Below are 22,604 nucleotides of genomic sequence, written 5' to 3' on the forward strand. Positions count from 1 at the left end.
ACGAACTCCCGTTATGGGCCTTTGGGCCCGTTGCGGAGACAGTTCGCTCAGGGAACGGCTCGACCGTTTGCGGATGTAGTCATTTCCCTGAAGATGGATCGACAGTTTGGCCATCACGAGGTGTCGGGGACCAAGGTGGTTCGGACGTATGGACGCGACCGGCCGCCGACCGCGGTGTGTAGGGATCAAGCGATCGAAGAACTCCGTTGCTGGAGCCTTCACCCTCACGACCCGGGACCACTCGTCACATGGCGATCTTAGTCAAGGACGGCCTGGCCATGCGATTGACGCGAATCAAGAAACGGCTCGCTCAGGCAGCAATGGTGGCGGCGGCCTGGGCCGCCTCCTCAGGCTGTCAGCGGCTTCCCTACATTGACCAATCGAAGGCCGTTCCCCATGAAAATTTGGGGACGATCGGGGATGAGGACAAGGAAGTCACCCAGGCTCAGTTCCTCAGTAGTTCGATGGCGCTGCCGATGCCCAAGGTGCAGAAGCCGCGCACCACGAACGACCCTGAGGCGCAGGAGATTTGGGAACTCACCTTGCCCGACGCCATTAGGGTGGGCCTGGATAACTCCGAGGTTGTCCGCGTCATCTCACTCGGTGCGCAGGGGATTCCGGTCGGTGGCTTCGAACCGACGCCGTTGAACAACGGGGCCGGTTCGGGCATCGCCAGCGCCCTGGGTGCCAGTCCGCTCCAGACTGTCTACGACCCCGCGATCCAGGAAACTCAGATCGCTCAGGCGCTCTCGACGTTCGACACCAACTTCACGACCAGTCTGCTCTGGGGGCATAGTGTCGCCCCGTTCAATAACGCGATCTCGGCCGGCACGATCGTCGGGGCCTCGCGGTTCCCGATCATCTTCGACCAGGACACCGCGCAGTTCCAGACCGGCGTTCAGAAGCGGACGGCCACCGGTGCGCAGCTGGGTGTGACGCATAATATCAGCTATCTGTATTCCAATAGCCCGACCAATGCGACTCCCTCAGCCTATACGACCAACCTTCAATTAAGCTTGACCCAGCCCTTGTTGGGGAGTGCTCCGTTGGCGGGGGGCCAGGCCGGTCCTCCGGTCGGTCTCGAAGCCAACCGGGCGCCGATCGTGATTGCCCGGCTCAACGCCGATGCCGCCGTCTGGCGGTTCAAGGCCGAGATCATGGCTCACGTTCGTTCGATCGAACAGCAGTACTGGAGCCTGGCCCAGCAGCACGTCCAGCTCTGGAGCAGTGAGAAGGCGGTCGAACTGGCCGAAGAGATCAAGAAGCGTGAAGAGTCTGAGCTCGAAGTCGGCCGCGGCACCGTGGCCGACGTTGCGGAAGCCACTCAGCGGCTCGAGCAGTTCCGGCTCGACCTGGTGACCAAGACCTCCGACGTCATCACGACCGAACGGCAGCTCCGCAACATCCTGGGCCTTCCGCCGGCGGACAGCCGCCGGATCGTCCCGGTCACCGCCCCGAGCGAGGCTCGGCTCCAGCCCGACTGGGATTCCAGCGTGGCCCAGATGCTCTCGTTCCAGCCTGACATCGTGAGCCAGCAACTCGTGGTCCGGGTGGCCGAGCTCCAGCTCCTGATCTCCCGCAACCAGCTCTTGCCGGTCTTGAACTTCAACGCCCTCTACCAGTTCAACGGCTTGGGAGCCGACCTAGATTCGGCCGAGTCGGTCATGACCGGTCGAACGATCAGGGCGATCGATCCCTTGATCTCCCAGCAGCAGCGTGCGGCCGGTCTCAACGCGTCGCCGGGCAACTTCAACAACTTTCAGTCCTGGCAGGTGGGGTTCACGTTCCAGATGCCGTTGGGCATGAGAGCTCCCCTGGCGAACACCCGACAGTCGCAGTACATCCTGCTGAAGCAGCGGGCTTATCTCCAGCAGATCGTCCACCAGACGACCCACTCGCTCAGCCGGTTCTTCCTCGAAGTCGACGCCAACTACAAGCAGTTCAAGACGGCATCTCGGCTCAGGGCCGCGGCGGCCCAGCGGCTCGAGGCCCAACGAGCGTTCTACGAGGAAGGTCGAATCACGATCGACCGCTACCTGGACGCTGTCAGCCAGTACGCCAGTGCGGTCGCTCAAGAGGCTCAGTTCAAGACGACCTACAACATCTCGATCGTGGCCCTCGAAGAGGCCAAGGGCACCCTGCTCGCCTACGACAACATCGCCGTGGCGGAAGGCCCGCATCCCAAGAAGGCCTATGTTCAGGCCCGCGACCAGCAAGCGGCTCACCGTCAACTGCCGGTGGGTGGAGAGGGCAACTACGCACCGCGACCGATCACCGGCCCGCCTGGTCCTGACCCGGTCGCACCGATGGTCTCGCCCGGAGCCGAACCGACGGGACCGATTCCTCTGCTCCCGGCCCCGGTGGGACCGCTCGGTCCGCCCGCGACGCCCGTCAACCCGACGGTCCCAGCAGGTGAGCCGCCCATCCTGTCACGGTCGGCTCCCTCGCCCACGCAGCCTTCGCGGTCGGTTCCGGCTCCCGTCGAGCCCGAGGTGATTCCTGCCTCGGCCACGACGACGACGCCTGCCTCGATTGCCGAAGGGGATAACGATCTGCCCCCGCTTCCGGTCTCGATCGAACTGCCGCCGCTGCCTCCTCAGTAAGCTCGCGGACCACGAAGTCAGAGCACGAAGGAAACGATGCCGGGCCGGACCTTCTTGAGAAAGAAGGTCCGGCCCTTGCTCGTTTGACGCAATCCAATCGAAGGTGGAGAGACGTATCGACGTCGGCGAGGGACCAAGCGCTCAACCTGAGCCAGGGGGAAGTTCGGCCCCGAGGAAAAGTCTCCGCCGATTGTCGGAACTTTGTTGACCATGCCCTACCAACTCGATCAGAATAAGTCGCAATCCGGCTCGTCCGTGCCCGGCGTGCGGACTCGGAACGGAGCGGCCTGATCTGATCCCTCGTTCTGGAAGGTCGATACGATGGAAGGCTCCCAAGGCTCTTGCGGCGGCAACCGGCGGCGTTTCCTGAAGACGGCCGCAGCGGCCGGCCCGGTCCTGGCGGCGGCTAGCCCCTTGCTGGCGGCCGATCCCAAAGCACTTCCCATGATCACCCTCGGGAAGACCGGTCAAAAAGTCTCCCGGCTCGGGATGGGGTCGAGCTGGAGTGTCGCTCCTAGCTTCGTTCAAGCCCTGCTCGCGTCCGGTGTCACCTACATTGACACGGCCGAAGGCTACGAAAACGGCAAGTCAGAGAAAACCATCGGCGAGGTCCTGGCGCGGACGAACAAGCGTAAGGACGTGTTCCTCGTCACCAAGACGAAAGCCCCACGCGGCTTCAGCGGCGACACCACGCCGTCTTCCTACTTCGAGAGGAAGGCCAAGGAGAGCCTCGAACGGCTCCAGACCGACTATATTGATAGTTACTTCATGCACGGGTTCACCGGCGTGCAAATTCCCTTGCTCAGTGATCCGGCCGTGAAGTCGGCATTCGATCAATTGAAAGCGAAGGGGACGATCCGGTACGCCGGTCTGAGCTGCCACGACTCCAAGCTGGTTGAGATCGTCGAGGCCGCCGCCGCGTGCGGCTGGATCGACCATATCATGATCCAGTACAACTACCGGACCATGGATCGTGACGAGCTCAAACGCGCTGTGGATAAGGCGTCCAAGGCGAACATCGGCCTGGTGGCGATGAAGACCCAGGGGGGGGCGAACGAGTTCAAGGGAGCCGGCGAATCGCCTCACTTCAAGGGATTCATGGACAAGGGGTTCAAAAAGGAACAGGCCGCGATCAAGACCGTCTTCGCCGACGAGCGGTTCCACCTCGTCGTGAGCGAGATGATCAATCGCGACATGCTCCGTGAGAACATCGAAGCGACCCGCGATCCCATCACCGCGAAAGAGGCTCGGCTGCTCGAAGAGCATCGCGAGCGGACCTCGAAGCTCTACTGCCACGGCTGCGGCCACTTGTGCGAAACGGCCGCTCACGGCGTTCCCGTAGCCACCGTGCTCCGCTACTTGCGCTACTATGAGACCTACGGCAAGCGGCAAGAAGCCCGGGCACTCTACCAGGCGCTTCCCGCCGAGGCTCGCAACCTGGCTTCCGCCAACCTCGCGGCCGCCGAGGCAGCGTGCCCCCACGGCTTGCCCGTCGCCCAGCTCGTTCAGATTGCCGATCGACGGATGAGCTGAGTCAGGACCTGGTCCTTGCTCGAAGGGCTGGGGTTCGTCCGCGAACCCTGGTCTTTCGGCGTTCGTACCCGCGCCGCGTCTGCCAACGGGCCCAAGCCCACCCTGATGGGGCAAAGGCCAATCGCTCAAAGCGCGTGTTTGTAGGGTGGGCACGGCCCACCATCTTTATCTTCTTTTTTGTGGAGTCGGCTTCAGCCTACCATTACCTACACGGACGGAAGGCTGACAAGCCTTCCCTACAAAAATAGGAACGGTCGCTCAATCGCCCTGACTTCTCAGGGGCGAAACCTGGTGGGCCGTGCCCACCCTACAAAAATCGGGTGGGTGCCTCACGAGCCTTAAGGCCGGGCATGACGCGTGACAACTGACGAACGAACAAATGATCGTTTGTTCGTCAGCCGTCATCCTCATCGTCCGTTTGATCCGGAGCGGGCGTTGGCATAGCCACGTCCTCAGGAACGGCGTACGTCCCGTCGATCCAGCGTCCGAGGTCGACCAACCGGCAGCGATCCGAGCAAAACGGAAAGCTCGGCAACTTGTCGATCGATTCGATCTCGTAGCTCTTGGAGCAGGTTGGGCAGCGTGCCCTGATCATTTTCAAGAGGTCCCGTTGCTGGACGGCTTCGGCGCGTCGGTCTTGGCGGGGGCGGGGGTCGACGAGCTTGACGACGAGTCCGACGACTTATCGGCCGCCGCATGCTTCTTGTACGAGTCGCTGCGGTAGTCGGTTTGGTAGAAGCCCGACCCTTTGAAAATGATTGCGGCCCCGCCGCCGATCTTGCGGCGGAGCTTGACTTCCTTGCACTCTGGGCAAATGGTCTGCGGGTCGGCCTTGATCGATTCGAACGCTTCGAATTCGTGGTTGCAGGCGTCGCAGATATAGTCGTAGGTCGGCATCGAAGATTGACCTCGGTTCGATTCGTCAGGACTGGGCGGGCTTGACCGATACAGCGACCTTGGAGGGCCTGAGGACGCGATCGCGAATTCGATAGCCTTTGCTGAGCTCGTTCACGACCGTCCCGTCGGGGTGATGGGCGTCGGGCTGCTGGACGAGTGCGTCGTGCTCGTTGGGATCGAAGGGCTTACCGAGGGCCTCGATCGGCTCGACACCGTGCTTGGCCAGGATGGCGAGCAATTGCTTGTGGACCATATCAAGGCCTTCGTGAATCCCAGCCGAGGCCGTTGACTTCAGTGCCTCGTTGGCCCGCTCGAGGTTGTCGATCCCGTCGAGCAGGTCACGCGCGAGCGAGCCGACCGCATAAACACGGTCGGAATCCGCCTGCGTCTTCGATCGCTTCTGGAAGTTCATAAACTCCGCGCGGGTGCGCTGGAGCTGATCGAAATACTCATCGCGCTGGCGTTGGACCTGGCCGAGGTCCTCGTTCGCGGATGCGTTAGGCTTGGGCTCGCCGGCAATGTCGTTATCGCTTTGCTGCGTGGTATCGCTCATTCGGATATCCTCCTCGCGGACTGCGCGGCGGGTTCGGTTCGCCTCGACTTGAAAAGTCAGGACTCGCCCGGTTCCGCAGTGTCGGCATCCTCGGTGAAGTAGTCGCGGAGCTTCTCGAAGAAGCTCTTTCGTCTTGGACTGACGTCGAGATGCTCGATCTCGGCCAGTTCACGAAGCAGTTCTTCCTGGCGAGGCGTCAGGTGCCGTGGGGTTTCCACGACGACTTCGACGAGTTCGTCGCCGCGTCCTCGCCCGCTGATGTCGGGCATCCCGCGCCCCTTGAGCCTGAGCACATCGCCGCTCTGCGTCCCTTTGGGGACGTGCAGTCGGTCGGGACCGTCGAGGGTCGGCACCTCGATGTCCGCGCCCAGTGCCGCCTGGGGGAAGTTGATCGGGACCTGGCAGACCAGGTCGTTGCGGTTCCGCTCGAAGAACGGATGCTTGCGGACGAGGATCTGGATCCTCAGGTTGCCCCGCGTCGCGCCTGGGTCACCCGGTTCACCTTGGCCTCGGAGCTGGAGCCACATGCCGCTCTCGACGCCAGGAGGTACGTCCACCTTCAAGTGGGCGACGGCGTTGACACGGCCCGCGCCTCGGCAATTCGGGCAGGGGTCGGTGACGCGCATCCCCTCGCCGCCGCAGGCCGGGCAGGTGGTCGCCACCTGGAAGAAACCGCGCGACTGGACGACCTGTCCCTGGCCGCCGCAATAGTTGCAGCTGACGGCCACGGTCCCTTTCTTCGCCCCCGAGCCTTTGCAGTCGCCGCAATATTCTTGGCGATTGACGTCGATCGGCTTGGTCGTGCCTCTGGCCGCCTCGACGAGGTCGATTTCGAGCTTGAACAGCAGGTCCTGTCCGGGTCGAGGTCCTCGGCGTCGTTGGCCGAAGAGGTCGCCGAAGAGGCCGCCGCCAAAGATGTCGCCGAAGGCGGACATGATATCTTCGGCGTTGCGAAAGTCATGGACCCCGGCCCCTTCGAGCCCGGCGTGGCCGTAGCGGTCGTACCGCTGGCGCTTCGCCTGGTCGGAAAGGACTTCGTAGGCTTCCGCCGCTTCTTTGAAGCGTTTTTCGGCTTCGGCGTCGCCGGGATTCTTGTCGGGGTGATTCTTCAGCGCCAGTTGCCGATAAGCTTTCTTGATTTCATCCTGAGAGGCTTCGCGCTTGATTTCAAGAATTACGTAATAGTCACGCTTCGTGGTTGCCATCGGCATGGCGTCTCGCTCAGGTCTGGGGTATCAGGGGGCGGCGTCCGGCATGCTCCAGGATATCATCTCGGGCCGAGGCGTGACACGGCCCAATTCCGGCTCAGCTCGACACCAAGGTATCGCGAACCAAGGATGAGAGGCCTGCGCAAGTTTCGGGAGATGTGATGGGTGGCACGGGATGACCGGCCATCCATTAAGAGAGACAGACCCGAGGAAATGCCCACTCGGGAGCGAGTGGGCATCACCTCGGGAAGGTTGCGAACCGATTAGCGGACCGAACCTTCGACGCGGGTCGCTCCGTCTTTCTCGTCGTCTTTGATGTTGGTGATCATCGCCTCGGTGGTGAGCATGAGGGCGGCGATCGAGGCGGCGTTCTGCAGGGCCGAACGTGTCACCTTGGTGGGGTCGACGATGCCGGCCTTGAACAGGTCGACGTATTCGCCGGTGTTGGCGTTGAAGCCAACGGCGCCTTCACGCGACTTGACCTCTTCGGCGACGACCGCACCATCGTGCCCGGAGTTGGACGCGATGTGGCGGATCGGCTCTTCCAGGCCTCGCAGCACGATCGAGGCGCCGAGCTGCTCGTCACCCTGGAGGGTGTCGCGAAGCTTTTCGACGGCCGGGATCACGCGGAGCAAGGCCACGCCGCCGCCGGGGACGATTCCCTCTTCGGCTGCCGCGCGAGTGGCATGAAGCGCGTCTTCGACGCGAGCCTTGATCTCTTTCATGGCGGCTTCGGTCGCCGCGCCGACGTTGATCAGGGCCACGCCCCCGGAGAGCTTCGCCAAGCGCTCCTGGAACTTCTCCTTGTCGTACTCGCTTTCCGTCTCGTCGATCTGACGGCGAAGCTGGTCGATCCGCTTCTGGATGTCGGTCTTCTTGCCGGCCCCTTGGATCAAGGTGGTGCTGTCTTTGTTCACCTTGATCTGCTTGGCCGTTCCCAGGTCCTTGAGAGTCAGGTTCTCAAGCTTCAGGCCCAGGTCTTCGCTGATGACGGTCCCGCCGGTCAGGATCGCGATGTCGGCGAGCATCGCCTTGCGGCGGTCACCGAAGCCGGGAGCCTTGACCGCGGCGATGTTGAGCACACCGCGGAGCTTGTTCACGACCAAGGTCGCCAGCGCTTCGCCGTCGACGTCCTCAGCGATGATCAGCAGCGGCTTGCCCGACTGCGCGACCTTCTCGAGCAGGGGGATCATCTCGCGGAGGCTGCTGATCTTCTTCTCGTGAAGAAGGATCAAGGCGTCGTCGAAGATGACTTCCATCGTCGTCGGGCTGGTGACGAAGTAGGGGCTGAGGTAGCCCTTGTCGAACTGCATGCCCTCGACGAACTCGAGCGTCGTGGTCGCGGTCTTGCCTTCTTCGACCGTGATCACGCCGTCGCGACCCACCCGCTCCACCGCGTCGGCAAGCATGTTGCCGATCTCGGCGTCGTTGTTGGCCGAGATCGTGCCGACTTGCGCGATCTCTTCTTTCTTGGAGACGGGGCGAGAGAGGTTGTCACGCAACTCGGTGACAGCGGCCTCGACCGCCTTCTCGATCCCGCGGCGGACGGCCGTCGGGTTGGCCCCCGAGGTGATGTTGCGGAGCCCCTCGCGGAAGAGAGCGCGGGCCAGGATGGTGGCGGTCGTCGTGCCGTCGCCAGCCGTGTCGGAGGTCTTCGACGCGACGACGTTGACCAGCTTGGCGCCCATGTTCTCGAACGGATCCGGCAGCTCGATCTCCTTCGAGACCGTGACGCCGTCCTTGGTGACAGTCGGGCCACCGAACGATTTGCTGAGAATCACGTTGCGCCCGGTCGGCCCGAGCGTGGTGCCCACGGCGTGGGCCAAGACATCGACGCCTTCGAGCAGTTTGCGGCGAGCGGCGTCGGAGAAGAGCAGTTGCTTTGCCACGGGTCAGTTGTCCTTCTCTTGTAGGATGGGCACGGCCCACCAATCGATTGAATGGTGGGCACGCCCACCCCACGGCCGTTTACTTGACGATCTTCGCCAGGATGTCCGACTCGCGGAGGATCTTGATTTCCTCGCCGTCCACCTTGATCTCGGTACCCGAGTACTTGCCGAAGAGAACTTCATCCCTTCAACCACGCCGATCGGGGCACGCTCGCCCGAATCAAGCAACTTGCCCGGGCCTACGGCCAGGACGCGGCCACGCTGCGGCTTTTCCTTGGCGGTGTCGGGCAGCACGATGCCGCCGGCCGTCTTCTCCTCAGCCTCAATCTGCTGGATCACAACGCGGTCTTCGAGCGGGCGAATCTTGGCCATCTGAGTGCATTCCTTATCACGTTCGGTTCGACCCCGTGCCGACGGGGCCGAACGTGGTTCCGGGGAAAATGTCGTCTATTCCAAAGCAGGCCGGGCAGCCGGGATCACATCATCCCCATGCCGCCCATTCCGCCCATGCCACCCATTCCTCCCATGCCGCCCATTCCACCCATGCCTCCGCCGTGGTCATCATGGTGACCGGCGGCTTCCGCCTTCTTCTTGGGCTCGGCGATAATGGCTTCGGTGGTCAGGAGCAGTGCGGCGACGGAAGCGGCGTTCTGCAAGGCCGAGCGTGTGACCTTGGTGGGGTCGACGATGCCGGCGGCGAACATGTCGCCCCAGGCGCCGGTGTCGGCGTTGTAGCCGAAGTTGGCTTCCTTGGACTTGAGGATCTTGTTGACCACGACGGCGCCGTCGACGCCGGCGTTTTCGGCGATCGAGCGAGCGGGCTGCTCGAGGGCGCGGCGAATGATGTTGACGCCCAACGCCTGGTCGCCGGTCAGCTTGAGGGCGTCGAGGGAGGTGATCGCCCGGATCAGGGCGGTGCCGCCGCCGGGGACGACCCCTTCTTCGATCGCGGCGCGGGTTGCGTGCAGGGCGTCCTCGACCAGAGCCTTACGCTCTTTCATCTCGGTCTCGGTGGCCGCACCGACGTTGATGCGGGCGACGCCGCCGGCGAGCTTGGCGAGCCGCTCTTGGAGCTTCTCGCGGTCGTACTCGCTGTCGGTCTGGGTGATCTCGCGGCGGATCATATCGACCCGTCCCTTGATCTCCTCCTGGGTGCCCACGCCTTCGACGATCGTGGTGTTTTCGCTGTCGATGGTGATCTTGCGGGCGCGGCCGAGGTCGGTGAGCTGAATGCTCTCGAGCTCGATGCCGAGGTCCTTGAAGATCGCCTTGCCACCGGTGAGAACGGCGATGTCGCCGAGCATTGCCTTGCGGCGGTCACCGTAGCCGGGGGCCTTAACGGCCGCGACCTTGAGGATGCCGCGGAGCTTGTTGACGACCAAGGTCGCCAGCGCTTCGCCTTCGACATCCTCGGCGATCACCAGCAGCGGCTTGTTCGACCGAGCGATCAGCTCGAGCAAGGGGATCAGCTTCTGGGGGGAGCTGACCTTCTCCTCGTAGAGCAAGATGAAGGCGTCTTCGAGGACGACTTCCATCCGATCCTGGTCGGTGACGAAGTGGGGGGAGAGGTAGCCGCGGTCGAACTGCATCCCCTCGACAACGTCGACGGTGGTCTCGTTGCCCTTGCCTTCTTCGACGGTGATGACACCGTCGGTGCCCACCTTCTCGAAGGCGTCGGCCAGCTTCTCGCCAATGATCGTGTCATTGTTCGAGGCGATGGCGGCAACCTCGGTGATCTCCTTCTTGCCGGAGACCTTCTTGGACTGCCCCTTCACGTGCTCGACGACGGCTTCAACCGCCTTCTCGATCCCTCGCTTCAGCGCCATCGGATCGGCGCCCGCGGCCAGAGCTTTGAGCCCTTCCTTGAAGATGGCCTCGGCCAGGACGGTGGCGGTGGTCGTGCCGTCGCCCGCAGCGTCGGAGGTCTTGCTGGCAGCCTCCTTGACGAGTTGGGCACCCATGTTTTCGTAGGGATCGGTCAGCTCGATCTCTTCGGCCACGGTCACACCGTCTTTGGTGACGGTCGGGCTGCCCCAGCCCTTGTCGATCACGGCGTTGCGGCCGCGCGGGCCCAGGGTGCTCCGGACGGCCCGGGCCAGTTTGGTCACGCCGCTCGCCAGCTTCTGGCGGGCCTCCTCATCGTAGGCCATCATCTTCGCCACGGTGGATTCTCCTTCGACGCGGTCGGGAGCCGTCACTCGTCGTACCTGAGGCCGACGACGACGCGGGGGTCGACCGCTCGCGCGGTTCCCCTTTGTACTTAAAGTTCGTTGAACCAAATGCAACTGGCATACCGTCATTTCTTGCGAATTCTAAGTCGCTCTTGACTAAGGAGTTGTGCTTTATTCCCAGCGAGTGGCCTTCGTGCCGGGATCTGCCGTTTTGGCAGCCCTCGGTCATGTTTGTCATTTTCGGGCGGCCCTTTTCGCCGCGGTCGGTCTCGGGTGTCGACGGTTGGGAGTGGCCTGTATTGACTCGCGGGAGCCCTTGTTGGGTAGGAATAAAAAACGGCTCGCCCCCCTTGGTCGGAGGTACGAGCCATTCGGGCGCAACACCCCATTCTGCGGGGTGATCAGCAGAGTTCGTTGATCACTCTGCCGGTCGAACCGATGGTGATTGGTCGCCCCGCGCGGTTCTTGAAGCTGGTTTCGGGGTCGATCCCCATCTGACGATAAAGGGTGACGAGCAGGTCTGGCGGGGTCACGGGACAATCCTTGGGGACTTCTCCCCTTGAGTTGCTGGAGCCGATCACGCGGCCTTGAGCGAATCCACCGCCGGCGACCAGTACGCTCATCACCTCGCCCCAGTGATCGCGTCCTGGGACGGGGTCGATGCCGGGCAGGCCTTGGTTGATTCGAGGGGTCCGGCCGAACTCTCCCATGACCAGCACGACGGTCGAGTCGAGCATGCCGTGCATTTCGAGGTCGTCGACCAGGGTGGCGACGGCATTGTCGACGATCGGCAAGACCCGTTTCATTCCCGACTCGAGACTGGAGTGGAAGTCCCAGCCACCATAGGTCAGGGTGACGAACCGGACGCCCGCCTGGACGAGCCGGCGGGCCATCAAGGCGCTTTGGCCCCAGATATGGCGGCCATAGCGGTCGCGCAGCCTCGGGCTCTCCTTGCGGATATCGAAGGCGGCACGAGTGGCGGGGCTGGACACCATCGTGAACGCATCCTGGCTGAATTGATCGAGCCCATCCATCAGGCCCGAGGCGTCGACGTCACGCCTGACGTGGTCGAATGCGCCCAGGAGGCTGCGCCTGCCCTCAATCCGTGGTAGGTCGACACCGGCGGGAGGGGAGAGGTTCGGGACCGTGTAGGCATCGGAATTGGGATCGCCGTCGGCCGAGAACGGGTTGTAGCCAAGGCCAAGGTAGGCTGCGCCATGGTAGCCGGGGGCGAGACCGACCGAGTGGGTCTGGGGTAGGCCCACGTAGGCGGGCATGCCCGGCGTCTTCGCCCCCTTCAACTTGGCGATGATCGATCCGGCCGAGGGATACTGGGGCGCCAGATTCACGGACGTCGATCCGAGCACTCCCGTGAGCATCCAGTGGGCGGCCGCGAAGTGATCGCCGGTGTGGTGGTGCATCGAGCGGATGATCGACATCCGGTCCATCATTCGAGCGTGCTGGGGGAACAATTCCGAGATCCGGATCCCGGGCACGGACGTCTCAATCGAGTTGAGGGGCCCACGAAACTCGATCGGCGCATCGGGCTTCGGGTCATACGTTTCATGCTGAGGCGGTCCGCCGTCGAGCCAGACCAGGATCACCGACAGGTCGCGGCCCTTGGCTTGTCCCGCCGCGCTGGCGGCGGCCTCGATCCGCAGGAGATCAGCGAGGTTGAGGCCGGCGAGGCCAAGAAATCCCGCCTTGAGGAAGGCACGCCGATTCGGCCTCGATGCTTGAGGCGAAGTGTGACCCATCAGTTCCAGCATCGGAAGTGACTCCACGGCGGTACTGGTCGCGAGGGACGCGAACGGGGGGTAGGCAACAACGCTTCAAGGGCGGGGGGGGAATCCGAGTGGGGAACGGCCGTGGAAACCACGGCCCTGTCCCGGATCCTAAGGACTATCCGTCAGTCGTTGAACTGAAACTCCTTCGCATTGATCAAGGCCCAGACGATATCTTCGTACGCCTCACGCTTCTTGTCGGAGTGGGCGGTGAGATGGGCCAAGGCGCTGGCGGTTTCACCGCTCGACGGGGCGCGGCCGAAGGCGGCCCAGAACAACTCCTCCACCTTGGCCTCGTCGGGTCGACTGTCCTTCGTGAGGGCCTCAGCGCGGCCGCCGGCCGCGGCCAGCTTGCCTTGAACTTCACCTGAATTCAGGAGCATCAGGCTCTGGCCCAGGCTGGCGTCTCCGACCCGTTCGCACTCGCACGGGGTGTCTCGCTTGGGGCGTCCGAACGTATCGAGAAAGGCCGAGACAACACTTTCGTCGGGTAACTCGATGGCCCGAGTTCCGGCGGGAAGGCCGGCGAACGGCGTTGGCACTCCCGAGACCTGGGAGATGGCGTCAAGCAGGACCTCCGCGCCCAGCCGCTTGGGATAGTGGCGGGCGAAACTCTGCTTGTCCTTGCTGTTGTACTCGTTCGGAACGCTCGAGAGTCCGTAGAGCCGGCTCGTGCAGATCGTGCGGACCAGTCGCTTGAGGTCGTAGCCGTTCTTGACGAAGTCATCGGCCAGGCCATGCAGCAAGTCAGGGTTCGAAGGGGGGTTCGTCAGTCGGAGGTCGTCCATCGGCTCGACGATCCCGCGGCCGAAGAAGTGGGCCCAGTAGCGATTGACGAGTGCTTTGGCGAAGAACGGATTTTCCGGATTGGCCATCCAATCGACGAGTTTCTGGCGAGGATCCTCGCTGGTCGCGATCGGAACGACCTCGCCACCCAGTCCCTTCGGACTCATGACTTTCTTCGTCTTGGGATGCGTGACCGCGCCGGTCCGAGCGGTGAAGATCACCTCGCCTTCCCGGCCGCTCCGTTGAGCTTGGGCGGAGGGCTTCCGGCCGATCCGCGCGAAGAAGGCCGCGAAGCCGTAATAGTCGTCCTCACTCCACTTCTCGAACGGGTGGTGGTGGCACTTAGCACACTGGAGCCGCATCCCGAGGAAGACCTGTGCCGAGTCGTCGACGAACGCATCAGCCGCCTTGATCTGGCGATACCACTGGACCGGCGGCGAGGTCTCGGGCGTGCCGCTGGCGGCGAGAATCGAGCGGACGAACTGGTCGTAAGGCGTATTTCGGGCCAGGTTTTCGCGGATCCAGTCGTAGAAGGCGAAGGTTCCATGCTGGGCCTTCGCATTGCCCTCGCGCTTGTTGCGGAGGATGTCGGCCCATTTGATCGCGAAGTACGTCGAGTATTCCGGTCGTTCCAAGAGTTGATCGACGATCGTCAATCGCTTCTCGGGGCTAGGATCGGCGACGAATGCCTTGATTTCCTCGGCTGTCGGCAGGGTTCCGATGATGTCGAGCGAGGCGCGGCGAATGAACTCGGCGTCGGTGCACGATTCGGAAGGGAGGATTCCGAGCGCCTTCCACTGCTTGAGTGACGCGACGTCGATGAGGTTGTTGGGCCGGAACTCAGGAGCGGCCACGATGGGCAAGCCGAGGGGAACCGTGGCGCGGAAGACGGCCACCTGCCCCTGGTAGCGAGCCATGATGCCCGCCTGGCCGGAGAGTTCCCGGGTCGCGACCTTCCCCCCCTCCGCAACGTCGGCCACCTCCGGGTCGTTCGACTGATATTGCGCCCAGCGGGTCACATCCTCGGTCGTTCCATCGGTGTAGTGGGCCGTCACGATGATCTGCTGCGATGTCCCCCGCGTCATGACCCGGCTGTCGGGGTAGACCTCGATCCCGGAGACCGTCGGGTCGGTCGCTTTCCCGACCGGCATCCCTCCCCCGATCCAGCGGCTGATCACGCGAAACTCTTGCGAATCAAGGTTGAGCCGGCGCCCGCCGCCGTGAGGGACGGTTGCGGTGGCCTTGGTGAGCAGCAAACTCTGTTCGGGCCGGGCAGGAAAGAGCCTTCGACCGCGCCCTTCCTTGACGAGTGCTTCGTAGTCGAGGATCGGCTCGAAGCCGAGCAGGCTGAGCCGGAACCCGTTCTGACCGCTGGCCTTGCCGTGGCATCCCCCGGAGTTGCAGCCAAGCTTGGTGAAGATCGGCACGACCTGGTTGGCGAAGTTGACCGTCCGCTCCGTTGCAAACTCGGTAACAGTCACGGGCACCTCGACCGTCCGCTCTCCCGAGCGCACCGTGATGGTCGCCGCGCCATCTCCCTTTGCCGAGATCATCCCCGAGGCGTCGATTTCCGCGACCTTGGGGTCGGACGACACGAACTTGGCCTGGCTCGACGCGTCGCGCGCGGCCGAATCCGCGGCAATCATCTCGACCGCAAGTTGCTGGACCGAGTCGGGACCGCGGAGGACCACACGAGGCGGGACGACCCGGAGCGGGTCCGGCTCGGCTCCTTCCGTCGTCGGTCGATCGGCCCAAGCAGCGGTCGTGCAGAGTCCCCAGAGCACAAAGATGCGAGCCGCCCGGCTGGGAATCCACCAAGAGGTTGAGCGAAGAATCCGTGTCATCCGCCGTCGTTGCATCGCAGAGTCTCCCTTGGCAGCCTCCACGATCGGAGGGGTTCGATGTTCACTCTACAATCATCAAACCGCCCCGACAACCTTCGTGTTGAATATTTCTTTGACGTCGAGAGGAGCGCCTTCTGGGAACGACTTGGCGATTCCTGCTCTGAATCCGCGGCAGGGTCTGGACGAACCTGCCGCGGGTGTTTATTCTATGGGGGCAGTCTGACCGGGTAGCTCAGTCGGTAGAGCAACGGACTTCAACAACGGAACGCCGAACGAAGAAATAGGAGCCTCTCGCGGGAAGAAACTGAACCGCGAAGAGTGAATGCCGCAGTATGCTGGGACGCCCTGAGAGCTTCGCCACCACAACGTCGCCGGTAACGGCAAGCGTGACGGTCTGAAAAGGCGAAGATTGGGTAATCAGCAGGCAAGGGACCGGCGGATCGCCGGCCTCGGCCCCAGAGACTAGACGCGGCACGCCTGAGATGGCGATGGGATAGTCCAGACGCTCAACACCTGAAGAGCTTTTTCCTTCAATGCGAAGGCTTCAGGGGGTCGGTGAAAGCCGATGAGGTACGTTAATCCGTTGGTCGAGGGTTCGAGCCCCTCCCCGGTCACTTGAGTTTCGAGTCGAGAACGGCCTTAGTTCTGAATTTAGGGTTGAATCTCGACGGTGGAGTGGTGGCTTTTCAAATCGGGAGAATTGGCAGCCTGCCGCTTCTCCTGAACCACCCTGGTTCGAGTGTAAGGCCTTGCTTTACACTCCCCCTGCCCTTCTTTCGCTCTCGATTGAGGCCAGCGATTTCGCTGGCCTTTTTTTATTGGGAATTGGCGAGCTCGTCGCGGTTCCGCGACCCTACGGCCATCTCGAGCCGTCGAATCAAGGAACGAACCGATCCGCTCGCGTCACGAGCGCCGGTCGTATTTCCATCCCCTGGGACCGAAGGCGGGACGCCCGCGATCCCAGGGGACGCAACCGATGCGCGGAAACTGCATTAATCCGTGGCCGGTTCGCTCTTCTCGAAATCGGCTGAACTGATCGAGACTCGCTCCGAACCATCTGCCGCGATGGTGATCGGGATCGACCAGACGAAGTTCTTGACCGCGCACAGGCTCGAGTCTTTGCTACAGACGAAGGAGCCGAACGACAACTTGACTGTGAATGAATCGCCCAGTTTGGTTGTTTGTGCGAGTGGAACGTCGACCGTGAAGACTTCCGCGGGGGGATTAATCTTTCCCGTCGTGGATCCCTTGGCGAGAATCCCAATTTTCTCGGGAGTTTCGACCAGGTAGGGCATGGCAACGTCAGGGCTGATCTTATAGCCAGGCTCCAGGGGGAGGGTCACTTCGAATTTGATCGCTTTGCCAGGTGCGACCTTTGCCATCTTCAAGGTGGCGAGCTTCGCCCTCGGGAAAGTGGGATTTCGCTTGGGAGGCGCAGGGGGCTTGAGCCCTTTGATCTCGAGCGTCTTCACCGTTTTCTCGCCCAGGTCGACCACCCGGATCAGCCCATTGTTTGTGTCGGCGACGTAGAGGTTCGTCCCCGCCACACTGAGCCCGCCGGGCTGATAGAATCGGGGAGGATCATTGGAATCGCCATGCTGCTTGTTGCCGACCAAGGTCTCAACGGTCCGGGTTGCGGGGTCGCAGACCTTGATCTTGTTGTTGTAGGTATCGGCGATGAACAATTTGCCGTTACCGTAAGCGACCCCCAGGCAGTGCTGGAGGCGGACGACATCTCCCTTGCCATCAACATCTGCGAATACGAAGAGGCCCTGGCCAACGATGGTGCGGACCACCGGCTTTCTTTTGTCGAGGACGATTTCGCGGATCGCGGAGACCTCGGAGTCGGCCACGAACAGGTTCTTTCCGTCGGTCGCCAGGCCACTCGGCTGAGAGAAGAGGGCCGTGTGAACGGGGCCATCCTCGATATTCTCCGAGCCCTCCCCTGCCCAGACAGTGACCGAATCCGAAGGGATATCGTACCGCCAGATTTGGTGGGTGCCGGCCATCGCAATCGCCAGGGTCTTGGTGCCGGGAATGAGCACGAGGTCCCACGGGCTGCTCAAACTCGTCGACTTCCCCGCTCCCGCTCCGGATCGGCGATGGCCTTGCTGGCCCGTGCCCGCCACGGTGGTGACCTTTTTGGTCTTGAGATGGATTGCACGGATCGCGTGATTCTCGGTGTCGGCGACGTACAGGGTGTCATCGACCAGGCAGAGCCCTTGGGGCCGGTTGAACTCTGCTTTGGCGTAGTCGCCGTCGACCATGCCGATTCCCCCCGATCCCACCACGACTGACTTCCGACCGTTGAGGTCGGTCAGGACGACCCGGTTGTGGGCGGTGTCCGCGATGAAGAGTTGCTTGCTCTTCTCGTCGGCCAGCACTTTTCCAGGATAGAGCAGTGGCTCGGTGTCCGGCTTATCGCTCTCGGCGGAAAACTGGAGCGGGGTCGTATTCAGGTCCCCTTTTGCCTTGTGCTTGGCCACGCGCAGGCCGATTTCGTGGTCGAGGATCGCGTAATTTCCTTCCCCACTGACCTTGCCGATGGGAGTTCCGTCGACGTCGATCAGGACCATGGTCGGCCAGCCAGTGGCCCCGAACCGATTCCAGAGGACCTGGTCGGCGTCGTTGATCACGGGGTGTTTGATTTGATACTCGGCCACCTTGCGGCGAATATTCTCGGTCTGGCGCTCGTCGTCGAATTTGGGAGAATGGACCCCGATCACGACGAGTTCGTCCTTGTACTTCTGTTCAAGCTTGGCAAGGTCGGGCAGGACGTGGTGGCAGTTGATGCAGCAGTATGTCCAGAAGTCGAGGAGAACGAGCTTGCCCCGAAGCTCTTCGAGTCGAATCGGCCCGGAGTTAATCCAGTCCACGCCTCCTTCCAGGCTCAGCTTGGGCGTTTGCAGGAACGAAGTCCGCTCTATTGGAATCGTTCGCGAAGCCGGCTTTCCGGTGGGCTTGGAACCCGCCGCCGCCTGATTTTGCAGGATGCAGGCCGCGATTGACATGACGAGTGACGACGTCATGACAAGGCCCAACAACCATCGGGCCATGGACTTCGGTTGACGCATTGCCAGCGATCCTCTCAAAGACGGCACGGAGTAACGGTGGATTCCGAAAGTCGTAATTCCATCAATATTGTAATCAGCGCAGGGACGGGCGAGGAGGATTATTTTGATCGAGACGATCACGAGGAGTTCGGGTCCGGTAAGAGAGTGGGGCTCGACGTGGCTGGTAGTCGAGCCATTGGATCGTTAAGATCTGGTGTATAGTTGAGGCGTCGTGGCAAGCGCCGGGTGCGGGCTTTCCGATCTTCGAGGACTCGTTGCGAGGCCGATCCTCGAAGGCCAACCGAGCCACGGGTCGCCGTGGCCCCTGTCTCTCCCGCCTTTGGTCAGTTCGAGAACTTCCGGCATGGATAAATCTCTCGTCTGCAACGCCTCGTCCAAAGACAACGACCCGTTCGGTGAGCTCAAAATCTTCAGCGGAAAGGCCAGCAAAGGCCTGGCCAGCGAGATTGGCGCCAAGCTGGGAATCGAACTGGCTCAATCCGAGACCAAGACCTTCAGCGAGGGGAACGTCTTCGTCCGGGTGCTGGAGAACGTGCGCGGGCGCGACGTCTTCATCATTCAGGGGACGGAGTATCCGGTTAACGACAACTTCATGGAGTTGCTCTTCTGGATCGACGCGTTCCGACGCGCCAGCGCAACCCAGGTGACGGCGGTGATCCCGTTCTTCTCCTACGCCAAGGGAGACAAGAAGGACGAACCGCGAGTCTCGATTCGAGCCCGGGTCTGCGCCGACGCCATCGAGGCGGCCGGGGCCGACCGCGTGCTGACGATGGACCTGCACAGCCCGCAAATCCAGGGGTTTTTCAAGATCCCGGTCGACCACCTCTATGCCATGCCAGTCCTGGTCGACTACTTCCGCAAGAAGCAGATCCCCGACCTGGTCGTGGCCTCGCCCGACGTCGGATTCGGCAAGCAGGCGTACCGGTTTGCGAAGATGATGCATACCAACGTCGTCTTCGGCAACAAGGTGCGGCACTCGCACGACGAACAGGCCGAGATGCTCGACATCGTGGGCGAAGTCGAAGGCAAGAACGTTCTGATCGTCGACGACTTCACCATCTCGGGAGGCACCCTCATCGAGATGGCCAATGCCTGCAAAGAGCGCGGGGCGCTCGACGTCTACGCGTGTGTCTCGCATGGCGTCTTCTCCCAGGGATCGGCGGCAAAGATTGCCCGGAGCCCGATCAAGGAGCTGGTCCTGACCGACACGATCGGCTACCGATTCGAGCCCCTCGCCCCTTGTTGCAAGATCATCAGTGTCGCCGGCCTCTTCGCCGAGGCCATTCAGTCGATCCACCGCCGCGAAAGCGTCAGTCGGCTATTCGACTTCTGACGCCTGGCGCGGACGAGACCGTGATCGTCGCCAACGATCCCAGCTCGCTTCGAGGGCCATGGCCAGCCATCGCCCTCGGCGGGCCTGGCTTTGCGCCTCGTTTCAACGCGTTGACTTCGGTAGGACCGCTGCCTAGCATGACTGGAGGCGTTACCTGAACGCGCCGACAGTTCTACCGGAGGGTGCAGAATGGCGACGGAGCGGCCCAGAACCCTGGGCGATTTGCGGGCCAGCGGTTATCGAATGGAGTCCGTCAAAGACGAGATGAGGCGCAACCTGATCGCCACGATCCAGGCGGGACGCCCACTTTTCCCCGATATCCTGGGCTACGAAGAGACGGTTGTCCCCCAGATCCAGAACGCCATCCTCTCCCGGCACGACATCCTCTTTCTCGGACTCCGCGGCCAGGCCAAGACACGGATGCTCCGCCAGCTTGTCCACCTGCTCGATGACGCCATGCCGATCATCGCCGGGTCGGAGGTCCACGACCATCCCTACGCCCCGCTCTCCAAAGAGGCTCGCGACCGGGTCGCCGCCAGTGGCGACGCCACACCGATCGACTGGGTCGGCCGCGACGCACGCTATCAGGAAAAGCTCGCCACCCCCGACGTGACGATCGCGGACCTGATCGGCGAGATTGATATGATCAAGCACGCCGAGGGACGCTACCTCTCGAACGAATTGACCATGCACTTCGGTCTGATCCCGCGCACCAACCGCGGGATCTTCTGCATCAACGAGCTGCCCGACCTTTCCCCCAAGATTCAGGTCGGTCTGTTCAATGTGCTTGAAGAACGCGACATTCAGATTCGCGGCTACCCGGTGCGGCTCACGCTCGACCTCTGCATGGTCTTCTCGGCGAACCCCGAAGACTATACCAACCGAGGCCGGATCGTCACGCCGCTGAAGGATCGGATCGGGTCGGTCGTCCGCACCCACTACCCGCTGACTCGTGAGTTGGGCATCGCGATCAGCGACCAGAACGCCTGGCTCGATCGGACCGGTGGCGAGCTGGCCATTCCGATCTACGTCAAAGAGATTATTGAAGAGATCTCGCGACTGGCGCGGTCGTCGTCGCACGTGAACCAGCAGTCGGGCGTCTCGGTTCGGATGTCGATCGCCAACCTCGAAAATGTCGTCTCCAACTCCGAGCGGCGTGCCCTGCTCTGCGGCGAACGCTGGATCGTGCCGCGCATCTCGGACCTCGCCCATGTCGCCACCAGCTCACGCGGTAAGCTCGAGCTCACCATGTCCGAGGACGACGGCAACGAGGACAAGCTGATCAGCCGGATCGTCGACGAGGCGGTCAAGAACGTCTTCGCTCAGCACCTCGACGCTCGCGAGTTCCGCGCCGCGGTGGGCTACTTTGAATCGGGCAATGGTATCGAGATGGGCGACACACTTTCGGCCAAGGAAGTGCTCTCCCGGATCGAAAAGGTTCCTCACCTCCGCAAGCGGGCGGATGAATTCGCCCGCCAGGTCCAGCCCGAGCTGACCGATACGGACGCCCGCGATATTTCCGTCGCCGCCGCCGCCGAGTTCATCCTCGAAGGGTTGCATGTCCACAACAAGCTGAACAAGTCGTCCAAGTCCGGGTCGACTTCGTACAAACGCTAGTGGACGAATGCCCCAAGCTCGCGCCCGATTGAGGAAGGAGTACTCGTGTCTTTCTACGAATACAGTAAGTGGGACGGCTCTCAAGAGTTCCAGCCTCAGTCCGCCGAAAAGGCCTTCGACCAGTTGTCGGAGTATCTCCTCCAGCATGGCGAGCAAGTCCTCCGCAACCTGGACGAGTTCGAGGAGGACGAGATTCCCGACCTGCTCCAGCAGATCGAGAAGCAAGGCCTGATCGAGCAGGACGACGAAGGAAAGTGGCAAGTCAGTCCCAAGGGACTTCGGCGGATCCAGGAAAGTGCGTTATCGAGCCTGTTCCAGACGTTTCAGCGCGACGCGGTCGGCAAGCACGACACCCCTCAGAAAGGGGAAGGGACGGTCCGGCTCGACGACTCCCGCCCCTACGTCTACGGTGATTCGCTGGTGAATCTCGACCTCCACGAGACCCTCAAAAATGGACTGGTCCGCCAGGGGGGTGGGTCACCGATCCACCTGCGCTATGAGGATTACGTCGTTCACGACACCGAGTTTCAGTCGCGCTGCTCCACGGTGGTGCTGATCGACATGAGCGGCTCCATGGGCCGCTACGGCAAATACGCCATGACCAAGAAGGTGGCCATGGCACTCCAGGCGATGGTCCGCGCGCAGTACTCGCAAGACACCTTGCAGATGGTTGGGTTCTACACGTATGCCAACCGCATCACCGAACGCGAGTTGCTCAACTCGGCCCCCAAGCCGGTGAGCCTCTTCGACAGTCATGTCCGGCTACGGTTCGACCTCGATAATCCACCGAAGCGCGTTCCTCAGCACTTCACGAATATTCATGCGGGGCTTCGCCTGGCGCGAGGCCTCCTGAGCCGGCAAGGGGCGCAGAACAAGCAGATCATCGTCATCACCGATGGCGAGCCGACCGCGCACCTCGAAGGCCGCGAGGTGGTGCTGATCTATCCCCCCTCGGAGAAGTCGGCCTCGCACACGCTCGCCGAAGTCCGCCGCTGCGCCGCGGCTGGGATCCGGGTGTCGAGCTTCGCCCTGATCGAAGATTACTTCTATCTCGGCCTGGTCAACTTCGTCGAGGAGATGGCGCGGGTCTCGCAGGGTGTCGCCGCCTATTGCTCAGCCGACGACCTCGGCTCATATGTCTTCGATAGCTTTGTCGGGGGCCGACGAAGCCGCCGCATGAGCCGCTGACCGCCGCCTTGCAAGCGACAGCTTCAAAAAGTGGTCGACGAAGCCAGGGTGTCGCCGCAAGGTTGGTCAGGGATTGCCCCGTTCCGCGATCCCGAGCCGAATCCGTGGTGGGCCGTGCCCATCA

The 22,604-nt window shown here is 62.5% G+C and carries 14 protein-coding genes and 1 pseudogene; 5 read left to right on the forward strand and 10 right to left on the reverse strand.

The genetic code is table 11. The annotated features are described in order from the left end of the window. Positions 1-248 precede the first annotated feature (248 nt). Entirely contained in the window at positions 249-2,603 is a 2,355-nt protein-coding gene (locus V5E97_RS30460) for a TolC family protein (protein WP_406695320.1), read from the forward strand. A gap of 321 nt (positions 2,604-2,924) precedes the next feature. Continuing rightward, positions 2,925-4,136: an aldo/keto reductase gene (locus V5E97_RS30465; protein WP_406695321.1), complete on the forward strand. Its 1,212-nt coding sequence runs from the start codon at positions 2,925-2,927 to the stop codon at positions 4,134-4,136. Positions 4,137-4,530: 394 nt separating this feature from the next. On the opposite strand, the gene V5E97_RS30470 is transcribed toward V5E97_RS30465, so the two are convergent. The 10 genes and pseudogenes from V5E97_RS30470 to V5E97_RS30515 form a co-directional block, all read right to left on the reverse strand. Continuing rightward, positions 4,531-4,731 carry a DNA gyrase inhibitor YacG gene (locus tag V5E97_RS30470; protein WP_406695322.1) on the reverse strand — a complete coding sequence of 67 codons (201 nt, stop codon included), beginning with the start codon at positions 4,729-4,731 and terminating at the stop codon, positions 4,531-4,533. Between the two features lie 2 nt (positions 4,732-4,733). Further along, a complete protein-coding gene (locus V5E97_RS30475; RefSeq protein WP_406695323.1) occupies positions 4,734-5,033 on the reverse strand; it encodes an FmdB family zinc ribbon protein in 300 nt (99 codons plus the stop codon). 25 nt (positions 5,034-5,058) lie between these two features. Continuing rightward, the gene (grpE, locus tag V5E97_RS30480) at positions 5,059-5,586 is read right to left on the reverse strand and encodes a nucleotide exchange factor GrpE (protein WP_406695324.1); all 528 of its coding nucleotides are present in this window, start codon (positions 5,584-5,586) and stop codon (positions 5,059-5,061) included. A 56-nt stretch (positions 5,587-5,642) separates the two neighbouring features. Beyond that, positions 5,643-6,797, reverse strand: coding sequence for a molecular chaperone DnaJ (dnaJ, locus tag V5E97_RS30485; protein WP_406695325.1), 1,155 nt, complete (start codon positions 6,795-6,797; stop codon positions 5,643-5,645). A 260-nt stretch (positions 6,798-7,057) separates the two neighbouring features. Then, positions 7,058-8,683, reverse strand: coding sequence for a chaperonin GroEL (gene groL / locus V5E97_RS30490; RefSeq protein WP_406695326.1), 1,626 nt, complete (start codon positions 8,681-8,683; stop codon positions 7,058-7,060). 79 nt (positions 8,684-8,762) lie between these two features. Continuing rightward, a pseudogene (gene groES, locus V5E97_RS30495) lies at positions 8,763-9,055 on the reverse strand (co-chaperone GroES). A gap of 104 nt (positions 9,056-9,159) precedes the next feature. After that, positions 9,160-10,845, reverse strand: coding sequence for a chaperonin GroEL (groL, locus tag V5E97_RS30500; RefSeq protein ID WP_406695327.1), 1,686 nt, complete (start codon positions 10,843-10,845; stop codon positions 9,160-9,162). A gap of 410 nt (positions 10,846-11,255) precedes the next feature. Continuing rightward, positions 11,256-12,623, reverse strand: a complete 1,368-nt coding sequence (locus tag V5E97_RS30505) for a DUF1501 domain-containing protein (protein WP_406695328.1) — start codon at positions 12,621-12,623, stop codon at positions 11,256-11,258. Positions 12,624-12,763: 140 nt separating this feature from the next. After that, positions 12,764-15,283: a DUF1549 domain-containing protein gene (locus tag V5E97_RS30510; protein WP_406695329.1), complete on the reverse strand. Its 2,520-nt coding sequence runs from the start codon at positions 15,281-15,283 to the stop codon at positions 12,764-12,766. Positions 15,284-16,260: 977 nt separating this feature from the next. Beyond that, on the reverse strand, positions 16,261-18,342 hold the full coding sequence (locus tag V5E97_RS30515) for a thioredoxin-like domain-containing protein (protein ID WP_406695330.1): 2,082 nt from the start codon (positions 18,340-18,342) through the stop codon (positions 16,261-16,263). Between the two features lie 343 nt (positions 18,343-18,685). Here V5E97_RS30515 and V5E97_RS30520 point away from each other — a divergent pair, with 343 nt between their 5' ends. From V5E97_RS30520 to V5E97_RS30530, 3 genes are all read left to right on the forward strand, one after another. Next, positions 18,686-19,675: a ribose-phosphate diphosphokinase gene (locus tag V5E97_RS30520; RefSeq protein ID WP_406695331.1), complete on the forward strand. Its 990-nt coding sequence runs from the start codon at positions 18,686-18,688 to the stop codon at positions 19,673-19,675. Positions 19,676-19,864: 189 nt separating this feature from the next. Then, positions 19,865-21,292: a sigma 54-interacting transcriptional regulator gene (locus V5E97_RS30525; RefSeq protein ID WP_406695332.1), complete on the forward strand. Its 1,428-nt coding sequence runs from the start codon at positions 19,865-19,867 to the stop codon at positions 21,290-21,292. Positions 21,293-21,337: 45 nt separating this feature from the next. Beyond that, positions 21,338-22,480 carry a VWA domain-containing protein gene (locus V5E97_RS30530; protein ID WP_406695333.1) on the forward strand — a complete coding sequence of 381 codons (1,143 nt, stop codon included), beginning with the start codon at positions 21,338-21,340 and terminating at the stop codon, positions 22,478-22,480. The last annotated feature ends 124 nt before the right edge of the window (positions 22,481-22,604 follow it).

This window comes from Singulisphaera photorubra (assembly GCF_045290345.1).
In the GTDB taxonomy this organism is placed as follows: domain Bacteria; phylum Planctomycetota; class Planctomycetia; order Isosphaerales; family Isosphaeraceae; genus Singulisphaera.

Coding starts and splice junctions, on each gene's coding strand:
- V5E97_RS30460 (WP_406695320.1), top strand. CDS start 249: ATGGCGATCTTAGTCAAGGACGGCCTGGCCATGCGATTGACGCGAATC.
- V5E97_RS30465 (WP_406695321.1), top strand. CDS start 2,925: ATGGAAGGCTCCCAAGGCTCTTGCGGCGGCAACCGGCGGCGTTTCCTG.
- V5E97_RS30470 (WP_406695322.1), bottom strand. CDS start 4,731: ATGATCAGGGCACGCTGCCCAACCTGCTCCAAGAGCTACGAGATCGAA.
- V5E97_RS30475 (WP_406695323.1), bottom strand. CDS start 5,033: ATGCCGACCTACGACTATATCTGCGACGCCTGCAACCACGAATTCGAA.
- grpE (WP_406695324.1), bottom strand. CDS start 5,586: ATGAGCGATACCACGCAGCAAAGCGATAACGACATTGCCGGCGAGCCC.
- dnaJ (WP_406695325.1), bottom strand. CDS start 6,797: ATGCCGATGGCAACCACGAAGCGTGACTATTACGTAATTCTTGAAATC.
- V5E97_RS30505 (WP_406695328.1), bottom strand. CDS start 12,623: ATGCTGGAACTGATGGGTCACACTTCGCCTCAAGCATCGAGGCCGAAT.
- V5E97_RS30510 (WP_406695329.1), bottom strand. CDS start 15,283: ATGCAACGACGGCGGATGACACGGATTCTTCGCTCAACCTCTTGGTGG.
- V5E97_RS30515 (WP_406695330.1), bottom strand. CDS start 18,342: ATGCGTCAACCGAAGTCCATGGCCCGATGGTTGTTGGGCCTTGTCATG.
- V5E97_RS30520 (WP_406695331.1), top strand. CDS start 18,686: ATGGATAAATCTCTCGTCTGCAACGCCTCGTCCAAAGACAACGACCCG.
- V5E97_RS30525 (WP_406695332.1), top strand. CDS start 19,865: ATGGCGACGGAGCGGCCCAGAACCCTGGGCGATTTGCGGGCCAGCGGT.